The sequence below is a fragment of the Mycobacterium sp. 852002-10029_SCH5224772 genome, assembly GCF_001667315.1.
Classification (GTDB): Bacteria; Actinomycetota; Actinomycetes; order Mycobacteriales; family Mycobacteriaceae; genus Mycobacterium.
The window spans coordinates 236,938-250,172 of record NZ_LZHT01000015.1; the positions used below are offsets into that span (position 1 = coordinate 236,938).

Below are 13,235 nucleotides of genomic sequence, written 5' to 3' on the forward strand. Positions count from 1 at the left end.
ACGGAGTCGCGTCAGGCGGACGGCTCGTCCCGGGCCACCTCGTGCAGCCGGGCGTCCAGCGCCCCGGCCCGTCGCATGGCACCCAGCGGGTCGGCATACAACGCGGACAGCGACACCGTCCCGGCGCCGGCCTCCTGCACCCGGTTGCCGAAGGCAGTCAGGCGGATGTCGCGCGGCCCCAGCACCGCGCGCGCGGCGAAGGCCGCCTCCACCTGCTCCATCGCCTCGGGATACTCGGTGAACGCCTGACCGCCGACCACCAGTTCGTCGGGGTTGAGCATGTCGCGCAGCAACGCCACTGCCTCGCCGAGCACCCGGCCCCGCTCCGCGAGCAGATCCATGGCCGGCTGGTTGCCGCTTCGGGCCATCCGCATCAGATCGGCGATACCGCCGGCGGGGCCGTTGGCACGGTTGGCGGGGGCAAACGGCAGGATGCGCTGCTGACGGGCGGCGGCCACCACGGCTTCGTCGCTGACGGTGGATTCCAGGTGTCCGGTGCCGCCGAGCAGCTCGGAGTGGGCGGGCAGGCTCGCGATGGTGCCCGGGCCGCTGGACGGGCAGTGCACCCGCCCGCCGATCACCAGCGCATACCCCACGGTCTCGCGGGCGTAGACGTACAAACTGGTCGGCGAGCTGGGCACGAATCGCCGCATGCCCAGGAGCAGCTCGGCTCCGGCCATGGCGTCCACGTGCGAGGCCACCGAGACCGGCAGGCCCAGCGCATCGGCCAGCACCTGTCCGACTGGCGCCTGCCGCCAGCCCAGCCGCGGGTGGTCCACCTGGCCGGTGGCGCCGTCGACGGTGCCACCGATGGCGACGCCGACCCACAGCGGCCGCCGCCGATGCCAGCGCTGCAGATACCGCCGGGCGCTGTCGGCCAGCGACGCCAGCGCGGGGCCGGCCGGGTTGCGCGGCGTCGGCGTCTCGACGGTGTCGAGGGTGCGGCCGAACAGGTCGGTGGCCACGATGCTGGTGGTGCGCGCCCCGATGTGGATGCCCAGCGTCACGAACGGCTCGTGGTTGACCTCCACCGGCACCCGCGGGCGACCGATCGCGCCGGAGACGGCCAAATCGGCGCGCTCCCGCAGCAGACCGGCGTCCAGCAGCGCGATGACCTGACGGTTGACCGTGGCGATACTCAGCGAGGTGACGCCGGCGATGACGTCACGGCCGACGGGTCCGCGCAGCCGCACGGCCCGGAACACGGAGGCTGCCGCGGAGTCGGGGATGTGCAAGGCCGGCGGCACGATCTGCCGTCGCGCCGAGCGATGCCCCTTTTGACCGGAGTAGCCGACGACGCGGCTCGGCGAAAGATGGGTATGAGTGAGGGTATTGGTAGGCACGAGCGTCCTTTGTCCGATTTTTGCTGGCCGTCTTGGCCACACCTGGCATGGGGTCAGGGGCGGCAAAGTGCGCAGCAACAACACGCACCCGCCGCGCACAGACACGCGGCGGTGGTGATGTTGGACAGGGCGCTGTGAAGCACACGGAAAATTTAGCACGTTCACTAAGGTTGTTTCGATGGTTAAAACTGGCAGGAATGAACGCGTCGCGGTGATCACGGGGGCCAGCTCGGGAATCGGCGCGGCGACCGCCCGGACCCTGGCTGCACAGGGATTTCACGTGGTCGCGGTGGCGCGCCGGGCCGACCGGATCCACGCCCTGGCGGATGAGATCGGCGGCACCGCGATTGTGGCCGACGTCACAGACGACGCCGCGGTCGACGCGCTGGCGAGCAAAGTGAGCCGCGTCGACGTGCTGGTCAACAACGCCGGCGGCGCCCGCGGGCTGGAGCCGGTCACCGATTCCGACCTCGAGCACTGGCGGTGGATGTGGGAGACCAACGTGATCGGCACCCTGCGGGTCACCCGCGCGTTGCTGCCCAAGCTGGTCGAATCCGGTGACGGGCTGATCATCACCGTCACTTCCGTTGCGGCGCTTGAGGTTTACGACGGCGGTGCCGGCTACACGGCGGCCAAACACGGCCAGGGCGCGCTGCACCGCACGCTGCGCGGCGAGCTGCTGGGCGAGCCGGTGCGGCTGACCGAGATCGCCCCGGGGGCGGTCGAAACGGAATTCTCGCTGGTGCGCTTCGACGGCGACCGACAACGCGCGGACGCCGTCTACACCGGCATCACCCCGCTGGTGGCGGCCGACGTGGCCGAAGTGATCGGTTTCGTCGCCTCGCGGCCGGCGCACGTCGATCTGGACCTGATCGTGATGAAGCCGCGCGACCAGGCATCGGCCAGCCGGTTTAACCGCCGGGGGTAGCGGGGCCCGTAGTGGCCGGCGTCGTCGTGGTCGGCGTGCCCGACAGCGTCGGCGCGTTGGACGGCGTCACCGGCGCGGTCACCGGGATCTGCGTTGACGGCGGCCGCGCGGTCGGCGGCGGCAACGCCGACATGGCCACCCAGGTGTCCCAGTCCACCGCCCAGTCCCAGATGTCCCCGTCGGAGTAGGACAGCTGGATCGAACTCCCCGTCACCTCGACCGGGTCGCCGTAGATCGCCGACTGGAAGTACTGCTCGGCGTCGCCCGTCGACAGGTTGATGCAGCCGTTGGTGACGTTGGTGTTGCCCTGCGCGCCGGCGCTCGCCGGGTTGGCGTGGATGAACTCGCCGTTGTTGGAGATCCGCACCGCCCAGCGTTCGTGGATGTGGTTATAGCCCGCCGCCGGGTTGGACATGTAGAAGTCGGCGTACTTCTCGCTGACCACGTGGATGCCATTGCGGGTGACGTTGCGCGCCTTGTCGGCTTCGCCGTAGCTGCACGCGAAGTCCATGATGACGCCCTCGTCGCGGATCACCTGGATGCGGTGCGACGAGACCTCGGCCTTGACCACCTGCCGTCGACCGATCTGGATGTTCAGCGAGATGTCCTCGGCGCCGTAGGCGCTGTCGCCGAACGGCAGGCCGTACAGCTTGGCGTCGACGCTGACCGTGGTGCCCGCGGGGTAGTACTCGCGGGTGCGCCAGTGCGCGCGGGCGCCGGCCGCCTCGTCGGGCAGCCAGGCCCAACTGCCCTCGACGGGCGGATTCGTGGTGACGGTGAGCGCCTTTTCGACGGCGGCCTTGTCGCTGATCGGGGCGTCGAACTGCAGGATGATCGGGGCCGCGACGCCGACGGTCTGGCCGTCGGCCAGCTGGAACGCCCCACCGATCTTCTTGCTGGGCGAGACCGTGGTGAACTTCCCCGCGACCGGGACCGCCTTGCCGTCGTGCCCGACGGCCGAGCCGTGCCAGGTGTAGGTCATGTCGTAGCCGAGGGGTTCGGAGGTCGTGTAGACGGTCCGGTCGGAGTTGAACGTGCCCGCCACGGCCTTGCCCGAGGAATTTGACAGCGTGACGTGCTGGAACCAGCCGTCGCTCACCTGGACGCTGACCGGGACGATCGGCACCACGTTCTGGGTGGCGTCGGCGGGCTGGTACTTCAGCTGCAACGCCGGCTGCTCTTGTTTCTCAGCTTGTTTCGCGGACGTGCCACCGCACGCGGCCAGCGCGTTGGGCGCGAGCACACCGAGCCCGAGGGTCGCCAAAGCCACGCGCCGGTTGATCGGCCGCGGGGCGCGGGACGGGGTCACGAAAATCAAAGATACCGGGGAAAATCGACCAACCGGCCGCGCCGAATCGGCGCCCGGGGGCGCGTCGGGCAAATTTTCCAGCTACAGCCTGCACCCCAGCAGGACGGGCTCGGGGATCAGTGTGACACCAAACACAGCCCGAACGCCGTCGCGGATGACGCGGGCCAGCGCGATCACGTCGTCGGCGCTGGCGCCGCCGCGGTTGGTCAGCGCCAACGCGTGCTTGGTGGACAGCCGGCAGGGCGCTTCGCGGCCGCCCGGGCCGGGCTCCGGATAGCCCTTGGCGAAGCCCGCCCGCTCCACCAGCCAGCCGGCGGCCAGCTTGACGCCGTCGGGCGCCGGGTAGTTCGGCACGGGCCCGCCGACGGTCGCGGCCAGCCGCTCGTAGACGTCGGGGGCGACGACCGGGTTGGTGAAGAACGAACCCACGCTCCAGGTGTCGTGATCGGCCGGATCGAGCACCATTCCCTTGCGCGCCCGCAGCGTCAGCACCGCCTCGCGGACCGCCCGCGGGTCGGCGCGCTCGCCGATGCCCACGTTCAGCGCGGCCGCCAGCTCGCCGTAGCGCAGCGGCGCGCTGCGCCCCGATGCGTCCAGCGCAAACTCCACTTCCAGGACGATGGAAGGTATTTCGAACCCGTTCCCGCGTTTGAAGACGCTGGTGCGGTAGCCGAAGCCCAGCTCGCTGCCCGGCACCCAGCGCACCTCGCCACTGCCGCGATCCAGCACCCGGACCCGCGTGATGGTCTCGGACACTTCCGCGCCGTACGCCCCGACGTTCTGCACCGGGGTGGCCCCGGCCGAGCCGGGAATGCCCGACAGGCATTCCAGCCCGCCGAGACCGTGCTCGATGGCGTTGACCACGACGTCGTCCCACACCGCGCCGGCCTGGGCACGGACCAGGTTGCCGTCGACGGTGATGCCGTCATTGGCCAGCCGCACGGCGGTCAGGTCCGCGCACGTATCGGAGATCACCAGGTTGGAGCCGCCGGCGAGGACCAGCACCGGGCCGCCGTGTCCCGCACGGGTTTCGGCGTCCAGGTGGCCCAGCGTGGCGATCACCTGGTCGCTGTTCGTGCAGGTGACGAGGCGCCGTGCGATCGGTCCGACCCGCAGGGTGGTCAGCGGCGCCAGTGGCACGGATTCGCCCACCGACGCACCCGCGAACACCGAACCGGCATCGCTGGATTTCATGGCCCGTAACGGTAGCCTGACCTGCTATGCCGCGTTCATTCGACTTGTCGGCCGACTACCACGGCAGTGTTGACGAGGTGCACCGGGCCTTCACCGATGCGAACTATTGGCGGGCCAGGCTGGCCGGGTCCGGGGTGGACGTGGCCACGCTGGAGTCGCTGCGGGTCGGCGGCGAGTCCGGCGACGACGACACCGTCGAGGTCGTCACGCTGCAGGTGATCCGCAGCGACAAGCTGCCGGGCATGGTCACGCAGTTGCACAGCGGCGACCTGCGCATCCGGCGCGAGGAGACGTGGGGACCGGTGACCGGCGGGGCCGCGACGGGTTCGGTCGTGGGCTCGATCGTCAATGCGCCGGTGAACCTCGCCGGCACCACCGTCCTGGAGCCGATCGGCGGAGGCAGCTCCCGGCTGACGGTCCGGGCCACCGTGCAGGTGCGTGTCCCGATCATCGGGGGCAAGTTGGAGAACATCATCGGCGCCCGCCTGGCCGAACTGATCGCCGTGGAACAGCGCTTCACCACGGAGTGGATCGCCAAATCGGCCTGAGCGCAGTCACCCAGCCTAAGCTGGCCCTCATGCGAATCGCCTTGGCGCAGATCCTCAGCGGCACCGATCCCGCAGCAAATCTGCGGCTGGTGCGCGAATACAGCCGCCAGGCCGCCGATGCGGGCGCGAAGCTGGTGGTGTTCCCGGAGGCCACCATGTGCCGGTTCGGTGTCCCGCTGGGCCCGATCGCGGAGCCGGTCGACGGCCCCTGGGCCGACGGGGTGCGGCGCGTCGCGGCCGAAGCGAACATCACCGTCGTGGCCGGCATGTTCACCCCGGCCGGCGACGGGCGGGTGACAAACACCCTGATCGCGGCCGGTCCGGACGATTCCCCCCAGGCGGGCGCCCACTACGACAAGATCCACCTGTACGACGCGTTCGGCTTCACCGAGTCGCGCACGGTGGCGCCGGGACACGATCCGGTGGTGATCACGGTCGACGGGGTCGGGGTCGGGTTGACCGTTTGCTACGACATCCGTTTCCCGGAGCTCTACACCGAGCTGGCCCGCCGCGGCGCCCAGGTGATCGCCGTCTGCGCGTCCTGGGGCGCGGGTCCGGGCAAACTCGACCAGTGGACCCTGCTGGCCCGCGCCCGCGCGCTCGACTCGATGAGCTACGTCGCCGCCGCCGGTCAGGCGGACCCCGGTGCGGCGCAGGCGGAATCCGGATCGGGCGCACCGACCGGGGTCGGGGGAAGCCTGGTCGTCTCCCCGCTGGGCGAGGTCGTCGCATCGGCCGGTTCGACGCCGCAGCTCGTGGTGGCCGACGTCGATGTCGACAGGGTCGTCGAGGCGCGCAAGAGCATCGCGGTCCTCAGCAACCGCTCGCTCTTTGCTCAGGTTGATAGGGCAGAATCGGTACGGTGACGAACCCACAAGGACCCCCGAACCAGGACCCGTCGAAGTGGGCCCGTCCCCCCCACCAGGGACCGTTCGGCCAGCCCCCCACGGAACGGTCGACCGAGCGGATCGGTACCGGCGGCCCAGGTCACGTGCCTCCGCCGGCACCACCGCCGCCCACTCACGCTCCCCCGCCGGGTCAGACCGAGCGCTTCGGGACGCCCCAGCCGAACATGCAGCAACCCGGCTACCCGCCCCCGCCGACTCCGCCCGCGGGCCCGACGGAGCGCCTGGCCGCCCAGCCCGGCGATGACGCCACACCGGGGAAGAAGAAGCGCCGCTTCGGTCGCGACCCGGTCTCCGTCCTGCTGATCTTCATTATCGTGTTCGCGCTGATCATCGCCGGGCTCATCGGCGCCGAGCTGTACGTGCGGCACGTCGCCGACACCAAGGTCGCCGAGGCGGTGGCCTGCGAGGTCAAGGACCAGGCCACCGCGTCCTTCGGGGTGACGCCGCTGATGCTGTGGCAGCAGGCGACCAAGCACTACACCAACATCTCGGTGCAAACGGCCGGCAACAACATCCGCGATGCCAAGGGCATGAAGCTCTCGCTCAACATCAACGACGTCCGGATCAAGGACACGGCCAACTCGAAGGGCACCATCGGCTCACTGGACGCCACCATCAGCTGGACGAGTGACGGCATCAAGGAGTCGGTGCAGAACGCGATCCCGGTTCTGGGCCCGTTCGTCACCAACACCGTGACCACCCATCCCGCCGACGGCACCATCGAGCTGAAGGGCATGTTGGACAACATCACCGCCAAGCCGATGGTCGAGGGCACCGGGTTGAAGCTGCAGATCGTCAGCTTCAACGCGCTCGGTTTCACGATGCCGAAGGAATCCGTGCAGTCGACGCTGGACGACTTCACCTCGAACCTGACCAAGAACTACCCGCTGGGCATTCACGCCGACAGCGTGCAGGTCACCGACGACGGTGTGACCAGCCACTTCTCGACGCGCAACGCCAGCATCCCCGCCGGCGACAACAACAATCCCTGCTTCGCCAACCTTTGACAGTTCAGCCCAGCCCGTCGAGCACCGCCCGGGTGCCGGACAGTCCCAGCCGCGTCGCGCCGGCGTCCAGCATCGCAAGCGCGTCCGCGGCGGTGCGAATGCCGCCGCTGGCCTTCACGCCCAGCCGGCCCCCGACCGTCTCGGCCATCAGGGCGACGGCCCGCACGGAGGCGCCGCCCGCCGGGTGAAACCCGGTCGACGTCTTGACGAAGTCGGCGCCGGCGTCTTCGGCCGCGCGGCACACCTGGGTCAGGGTGCGTTCGTCCGCCAGCGCCAGCAGCGCTGACGATTCCACGATCACCTTGAGCACGGCGCCGCCGATGGCGTTCCGCACGGCCTGAATGTCGGAGCGCACCGCATCGACGTCGGCGCCCAGTGCCGCACCGATGTCGATGACCATGTCGATCTCGCAGGCGCCGGCCGCCACGGCCAGGGCGGCCTCGTGCGCCTTGACCGCCGAAACATGCTTGCCCGACGGGAATCCCGCCACACTGGCAACCCGCACGCCGGGGCCGGCGTGCACCGCTGCGGGAACCATTGAGGGCGAGACGCATACGGCGTAGACGCCGAGTTCGGCCGCTTCGGCGACCAGGGCGGCCACGTTGGCGGCGGTGGCTTCGGGTTTGAGCAGGGTGTGGTCGACGAACGCCGCCAACTGCGCCCGGGTGAGATGGCTTGTCATCAGAAGGATTCTTCCCGACCGCCCGGATTGCAGTCGGAGGCAACCATTTCGGCGTCGTCGACGACCGGCCGCCACGGCTCCAGGTTCCAGCTGATCTTGCCCGGTCGAGCCACTTCGGCGAACTGCCAGTGGCAGAGGAACTGCGCGCGCATCCCGGGGGTGTCGGCGTCCGGCGCCAGGGCGAGCACCTCGGCCCAGGCCTCGTCGGCCCACGCCATGGTCCCGGGGGTTCGGGAGGCGCTCCGGCCGGCCGCCGACGGGAAGACCCGCAGGCTGCTGCGGCCCTGCCACTGCGCCCACTCGATGTGGTCGACGAAGGGATCGGGGGCGGCGACGGCTTGCGGTGTCAGGCAGCACAAGACGACGAGCGCAGCGGCCGGCGCCGTCAGCAGCCGCCTCATCCCGCTAACGCGACTTGCCCTGAATTTCCAGGAGTTTGGGCCGCACGTCGACAAGATAGACACCGGCCGCGCAGGCCGCGATCGCCATGCCGAGCACGCCGAAGACGAAACCCAGGATCGATGTCAGGGCGACGGCCCCGGCCAGGATCAGCAACCACACGGGCTTGGTCAGCTTTTCGGCGGCGGTATAGGCGTCGGGTCGCTGCAGCGCGGCATGCACGAACGCGTAGATCGCCGTGACCAACACAGCGATCTGCAAAACCAGCATGACGGTACCCACGAGGTGGTTCACGCCTCAAGCGTAGGCGGGCCCCCTCCAAAACGTCGACTCCGAGTCACCCGGAGGCGACTCGGAGCCGAACGTCGTGGGAGTGTCGTACTACTTTTGGGTGACCTTCTTGGCCGCCGCCTTCTTGGCGGGAGCCTTTTTGGCCGGAGCCTTCTTGGCCGGGGCCTTCTTGGCGGGCGCCTTGTTGATGGCCTTTTGGGCCTTCTTGGCCGTCGCGTCGGTCTTGCCGGGCAGTTCGATGCCGACCAGCTTGGCGGCGCGCTCGCCGACCGCGCGGGTCTGCGACGCGACCGTGCCCAGAGCCTCCTGGGTCAGCTCGACGGCCTGGTCGACGTAGCCCTCCGCGCGCGCGGAGGCGTCCTCGAACGCCGTCTGGCTGCGCAGCCGCTGCAGGGCCGCCTCGCCGCGCTCGACCAGCTCGTTGTACCGGCTGGTGGCTGCCTCCAGGTAGCCCTCGGCGGCCTTGCGCAGCTCTTCGGTGGTGAACTTGTCGCGCAGCTCGGTGAACTGCTCGGGCAGGTCCTCCTGGAGCTTGGTCAGGCGCGCGCGGCGCTCTCCCACCCGCGTGCGGGTATCGGCGCGAGTCTCTTCGGCGCGCTCCCGCAGGCCGGCGATGAGGTCGTTAACCGTGGCCAGGGCCAGGTCGGCCGCGCCCAGGGCCGCGAGCAAAGGAGCCCGCAAGTCTTCGATGTTTGAGTTTTCCGCCATGGTTTTTCCTTTCATGGTGTGGTTTGGCTGTTGGCGTTATCCGTTGTCAGGTGTCTGGTCGGGAAGTTGGTGCAAACGTCTCCTTCGCAACTGGGGCCGCCAGAGCCGGGGTGATACGTCCAGCGCTGAGCTGGAATCGGTAGCTCCCTCCGTGTGGGGTAACCCCGACGGCCGGTCGTCTATACATCACCGATCCGAGAGCGACTGTTCACTCGGTGTCGGATTGGTTCGAACACTCCTCGGGGGTGGCTTCGTTTTGCTGGGTGAACGAGGTGTAGATGTCGAGCAGAATCTGCTTTTGGCGCTCGGTGATCGCAGTGTCGGTGACGACCGCGTCCCGCACCTGACTTTTGTCGGTGGGTTCGAGAATCCCGGCGCGCACATAGAGAACCTCGGCGGAAACCCGTAGGGCCTTCGCGATCTGGTTCAGGACGTCGGCGGAGGGTTTACGCAATCCACGCTCCACCTGGCTCAAATATGGATTGCTGACCCCCGACTTCTCGGCGAGTTGCCGCACCGATACCTGCGCGAGTTCACGCTGGCTACGGATGAAGCTGCCGATGTCAGAGGCCATGTCGGAGGCGGCGTTGGACACCTTGGCGGAGAGCTTCTCCTCGGGTGCCATGGCGTGCTCCTGGGGTCGGACGGGTGATCTTGACGCCATCAGGCTACTACAAGTGCTTGCTATTGCAAGCACTTGTTAGCACTACTAGAAAAACAGCTGCGCGACGGCGTAGATCACCAGGCCCGCCAGCGAGCCGACCACCGTTCCGTTGATCCTGATGAATTGCAGGTCACGGCCCACGTGGAGTTCGATGCGCCGACTGGCCTCCTCGGCATCCCAGCGCTCGATCGTGTCGGTGATGATCGCTGTGATCTCCACCCCATATTGGGAGACCAGATGCTGGGCCGCCCGGACCAGCCAGTTGTCGACCTTGTCACGCAGGTCGACATCGTCGCGCAGCGACTCCCCGATGCGGACCACCGCGTCGGCGATGCGCGTGCGCAGGGCGCTGGACGGGTCATCCACGCCCTCGAGCACCAGCCTTTTCAGCGTCTTCCACGCGGTCGCGGCGGCGTTCGCGATCTCGTCACGCGCCATCAGCTGCTCTTTGATCGTGTCGGCGCGCGCGATCGTGTCCGGGTCGTGCTGCAGGTCGTCGGCGAACTCGAACAGGAAACGGGTCGCCGACCGGCGCAGTTCGTGGTCCGGGTTGCGGCGCACCTTGTCGGTGAAGTCCATCAGCTCGCGGTGGATGCGATCGCCCACCAGGTGGTCGACGAAGCGCGGCGACCAGGTGGGTGAATCACGCTCGACCACCCGCTGGATGACCTCGCCGGCGTTCAGCGACCACTGAAAGGCCCGGTCGGCCAGCAACTGGATCAGCGCTTCCTGCCGATTCTCGGCGAGCAGGGTCGCCAGCACCCGGCCGACCGGCGGGCCCCACTGGGGTTCGGCGATGCGGCGCACGATCATCCGGTCGATCACCTGTTGGACGTCTTCGTCGCGCAGCAACTCGACGAGCACTCGCAGCACGGTGGCCGTTTCGCTCGCCACCCGCTCGGCATGCGCAGCTTCCGACAGCCATTTCCCGAGCCGGCCGGACACCTCGGCGTCGCGCAGCTTGGTCTCCACGACCTCGGGCGACAGGAAGTTCTCCCGCACGAATGCGCCCAGACCCTCGCCCAGCTGGTCTTTCTTGCGTTTGATGATCGCGGTGTGCGGGATCGGTATGCCCAGCGGGTGCCGAAAGAGCGCGGTCACGGCGAACCAGTCGGCCAGGGCGCCCACCATCCCGGCTTCCGCGGCGGCACCGACATAGCCCACCCAGATGCCCACGGCGGCGTGCGCCTGGGCCCACCGGCAGGCGAGGAACACGCCGGTGGCACCGATCAGAAAGCTCAGCGCCACCATCTTCATCCGGCGCAGCGCCACCCGCCGCTGCGCATCGGCCTCTCGATCGGCGCCCGCGAAGGATTCGGCAAACGACGTGCGACCCCGTCCCGGAGCCGTCGACGGCGTCGTCAAACCGGGCCTCGCCGCTGGCGGGCCCGACGCTTCGCCCCGCACCGAGGCTCTGTGTGCCACCACTTCATCATCTATGTTCCCGGCGATCGGTGTGACGACACCGGTTGCAGCAGCCCGTTCAGGGCCGCTCCACGCCCGGCCAGAACCATGAACCAACCCGCCCACGCCGTAGTATCGAGGGCGTCTACGGAATGGGAAATCGGAGATAGTGGCAGACCAAGTCTCGGTTGTGAGCGTCAAAATGGATGGGCGCAAGCGGCGTTGGCACCAGCACAAGGTGGAGCGTCGTAACGAACTTGTCGACGGCACGATCGACGCGATCCGCCGGCTCGGCGGCACCCTGAGCATGGATGAGATCGCCGCGGAGATCGGGGTCTCCAAGACAGTGCTGTACCGCTATTTCGTCGACAAGAACGACCTCACCACCGCCGTGATGATGCGGTTCACCCAGACCACCCTGATCCCCAATATGGCTGGGGCGCTTACCTCCAACCTCGACGGCTTCGACCTGACCCGCGAGGTCATCCGGGTGTACGTCGAAACCGTCGCGAACGAACCCGAGCCCTACCGCTTCGTGATGACCAACAGTTCGGCCAGCAAGAGCAAGGTGATCGCCGACTCCGAGCGGATCATCGCCCGCATGCTCGCGGTGTTGATGCGCCGCCGCATGCAACAGGCGGGGATGGACACCGGCGGCGCGGAGCCGTGGGCGTACCTGATCGTCGGCGGCGTGCAGCTGGCCACCCACTCCTGGATGTCCTTCCCGCGCATGAGCCGCGACGAGTTGATCGACTACCTGACCATGCTGAGCTGGAATGCCCTCAAAGGGATCGTCGAAGTCGGCGGGTCGCTGGAGAAATTCCGCGAGGAACCACACCCGTCGCCGATCGTGCCGCCCCAGGACCACGACGACGCGTCCGGCCTCTAGGGAAGACCCTGCCCACGCGCGGTTTTTGGAATCGCGCCCGTCTCATGTGAGGCTGGGACGCGGCCCCGGGGAGGACGACTTCGACTGCCCCGGGGGAGCTAGCATGCAGAAGAGCGTCGGGGGACGAACAGCGGGTTTTGTTGTTTGGCTGCTTGCCCTCCCCCGCCACAAGAAAGGCTCGTGTCGACATGTCTGTGCAACTCACACCGAATTTCGGAAACGTGCAAGCCCATTACGACTTGTCTGACGACTTCTTCCGGCTGTTCCTGGATTCCACTCAGACCTACAGCTGCGCCTATTTCGAACGCGACGACATGACCCTGGAACAGGCGCAGCTCGCCAAGATCGATCTGGCGCTGGGCAAGCTGAAGCTCGAGCCGGGGATGACGCTGCTGGACATCGGTTGCGGCTGGGGCGGAACCATGCGGCGAGCCATCGAGAAGTACGCCGTCAACGTCGTGGGGCTGACGCTCTCGGAGAATCAGGCCGAGCACGTGCAGAGGACCTTCGACCAGATGGACACCACCCGGACCCGCCGGGTGCTGCTGGAGGGCTGGGAGAAGTTCCACGAGCCGGTGGACCGCATCGTCTCGATCGGTGCGTTCGAGCACTTCGGCCGCCAACGCTACGGGCGTTTCTTCAAGATGGCCTACAACGCGCTGCCGCCCGGCGGAATCATGTTGCTGCACACCATCGTTCGGCCGTCCTTCAAAGAAGCCCGGGCCAAGGGCCTAAGGTTGACCCACGAGATCGTTGAGTTCTCGAAATTCATCCTCGCCGAGATTTTTCCCGGCGGCTGGCTTCCCACCCCGCAGACCGTCGGCGAGTACGGGGTGACCGTGGGCTTCGAGCTCACCCGCGTGCAGTCGCTGCAACTGCACTACGCGAAGACGCTGGATCTGTGGGCCGAGGCGCTCGAGGCGAATCGCGAGCAGGCCCTCGCCCTTCAGTCTCAAGAGGT

14 protein-coding genes and 1 pseudogene are annotated in these 13,235 nt (G+C 68.3%); 6 read left to right on the plus strand and 9 right to left on the minus strand.

Annotated features, from left to right (window positions below):
- Nucleotides 1–11: 11 nt before the first annotated feature.
- The gene (locus A5775_RS05820) at nt 12–1,250 is read right to left on the minus strand and encodes an ROK family protein (protein WP_197512373.1); all 1,239 of its coding nucleotides are present in this window, start codon (nt 1,248–1,250) and stop codon (nt 12–14) included.
- 271 nt (nt 1,251–1,521) lie between these two features.
- On the opposite strand from A5775_RS05820, the gene A5775_RS05825 reads away from it, so the two are divergent.
- Entirely contained in the window at nt 1,522–2,271 is a 750-nt protein-coding gene (locus A5775_RS05825) for an SDR family oxidoreductase (protein WP_067248925.1), read from the plus strand.
- On the opposite strand, the gene A5775_RS05830 is transcribed toward A5775_RS05825, so the two are convergent.
- Both A5775_RS05830 and A5775_RS05835 read right to left on the minus strand, forming a co-directional pair.
- Nucleotides 2,255–3,589, minus strand: a complete 1,335-nt coding sequence (locus A5775_RS05830) for an Ig-like domain-containing protein (RefSeq protein WP_067248927.1) — start codon at nt 3,587–3,589, stop codon at nt 2,255–2,257. The two genes, A5775_RS05825 and A5775_RS05830, sit on opposite strands and share 17 nt — an antisense overlap.
- 72 nt (nt 3,590–3,661) lie before the next feature.
- Nucleotides 3,662–4,774, minus strand: a complete 1,113-nt coding sequence (locus A5775_RS05835; protein WP_067248928.1) for a UDP-N-acetylmuramate dehydrogenase — start codon at nt 4,772–4,774, stop codon at nt 3,662–3,664.
- A gap of 26 nt (nt 4,775–4,800) precedes the next feature.
- On the opposite strand from A5775_RS05835, the gene A5775_RS05840 reads away from it, so the two are divergent.
- The 3 genes from A5775_RS05840 to A5775_RS05850 are packed head-to-tail and all read left to right on the plus strand — an operon-like array spanning nt 4,801 to nt 7,237.
- A complete protein-coding gene (locus tag A5775_RS05840) occupies nt 4,801–5,322 on the plus strand; it encodes a DUF2505 domain-containing protein (RefSeq protein WP_067248932.1) in 522 nt (173 codons plus the stop codon).
- 29 nt (nt 5,323–5,351) lie between these two features.
- Nucleotides 5,352–6,188 (plus strand): carbon-nitrogen hydrolase family protein, encoded by an 837-nt coding sequence (locus A5775_RS05845; protein WP_067248935.1) that lies wholly within the window; start codon nt 5,352–5,354, stop codon nt 6,186–6,188.
- Nucleotides 6,185–7,237 (plus strand): DUF2993 domain-containing protein, encoded by a 1,053-nt coding sequence (locus A5775_RS05850; RefSeq protein ID WP_197512368.1) that lies wholly within the window; start codon nt 6,185–6,187, stop codon nt 7,235–7,237. Before A5775_RS05845 ends, A5775_RS05850 begins: the two co-directional genes overlap by 4 nt.
- Nucleotides 7,238–7,241: 4 nt before the next feature.
- Here A5775_RS05850 and deoC read toward each other — a convergent pair whose 3' ends face one another.
- The 6 genes and pseudogenes from deoC to A5775_RS05880 form a co-directional block, all read right to left on the minus strand.
- Complete coding sequence (gene deoC / locus A5775_RS05855) at nt 7,242–7,919, minus strand: deoxyribose-phosphate aldolase (RefSeq protein ID WP_067248937.1); 678 nt, start codon at nt 7,917–7,919, stop codon at nt 7,242–7,244.
- Nucleotides 7,919–8,320, minus strand: coding sequence for a DUF2599 domain-containing protein (locus A5775_RS05860; protein ID WP_067248939.1), 402 nt, complete (start codon nt 8,318–8,320; stop codon nt 7,919–7,921). The genes deoC and A5775_RS05860 overlap by 1 nt, the downstream gene beginning before the upstream one ends.
- A gap of 4 nt (nt 8,321–8,324) precedes the next feature.
- Nucleotides 8,325–8,612: a DUF2516 family protein gene (locus A5775_RS05865; protein WP_067248943.1), complete on the minus strand. Its 288-nt coding sequence runs from the start codon at nt 8,610–8,612 to the stop codon at nt 8,325–8,327.
- A gap of 87 nt (nt 8,613–8,699) precedes the next feature.
- A complete protein-coding gene (gene hbhA / locus A5775_RS05870; RefSeq protein WP_067249053.1) occupies nt 8,700–9,317 on the minus strand; it encodes a heparin-binding hemagglutinin HbhA in 618 nt (205 codons plus the stop codon).
- Between the two features lie 186 nt (nt 9,318–9,503).
- Nucleotides 9,504–9,942 (minus strand): annotated as a pseudogene (locus A5775_RS05875) (helix-turn-helix domain-containing protein).
- An 84-nt stretch (nt 9,943–10,026) separates the two neighbouring features.
- Nucleotides 10,027–11,409, minus strand: coding sequence for a DUF445 domain-containing protein (locus tag A5775_RS05880; protein WP_156660578.1), 1,383 nt, complete (start codon nt 11,407–11,409; stop codon nt 10,027–10,029).
- A 178-nt stretch (nt 11,410–11,587) separates the two neighbouring features.
- Here A5775_RS05880 and A5775_RS05885 point away from each other — a divergent pair, with 178 nt between their 5' ends.
- On the plus strand, nt 11,588–12,274 hold the full coding sequence (locus A5775_RS05885; RefSeq protein WP_369827780.1) for a TetR/AcrR family transcriptional regulator: 687 nt from the start codon (nt 11,588–11,590) through the stop codon (nt 12,272–12,274).
- A gap of 188 nt (nt 12,275–12,462) precedes the next feature.
- Nucleotides 12,463–13,235 (plus strand): cyclopropane mycolic acid synthase family methyltransferase (locus A5775_RS05890; RefSeq protein WP_067248952.1); only part of this gene is annotated, 773 nt, incomplete at its 3' end.

What these genes read in the sequence shown, in the direction of transcription:
- A5775_RS05845 (WP_067248935.1), top strand. Translation starts at nt 5,352, where the DNA reads ATGCGAATCGCCTTGGCGCAGATCCTCAGCGGCACCGATCCCGCAGCA.
- A5775_RS05885 (WP_369827780.1), top strand. Translation starts at nt 11,588, where the DNA reads ATGGATGGGCGCAAGCGGCGTTGGCACCAGCACAAGGTGGAGCGTCGT.
- hbhA (WP_067249053.1), bottom strand. Translation starts at nt 9,317, where the DNA reads ATGGCGGAAAACTCAAACATCGAAGACTTGCGGGCTCCTTTGCTCGCG.
- A5775_RS05840 (WP_067248932.1), top strand. Translation starts at nt 4,801, where the DNA reads ATGCCGCGTTCATTCGACTTGTCGGCCGACTACCACGGCAGTGTTGAC.
- A5775_RS05860 (WP_067248939.1), bottom strand. Translation starts at nt 8,320, where the DNA reads ATGAGGCGGCTGCTGACGGCGCCGGCCGCTGCGCTCGTCGTCTTGTGC.
- A5775_RS05825 (WP_067248925.1), top strand. Translation starts at nt 1,522, where the DNA reads ATGGTTAAAACTGGCAGGAATGAACGCGTCGCGGTGATCACGGGGGCC.
- A5775_RS05835 (WP_067248928.1), bottom strand. Translation starts at nt 4,774, where the DNA reads ATGAAATCCAGCGATGCCGGTTCGGTGTTCGCGGGTGCGTCGGTGGGC.
- deoC (WP_067248937.1), bottom strand. Translation starts at nt 7,919, where the DNA reads ATGACAAGCCATCTCACCCGGGCGCAGTTGGCGGCGTTCGTCGACCAC.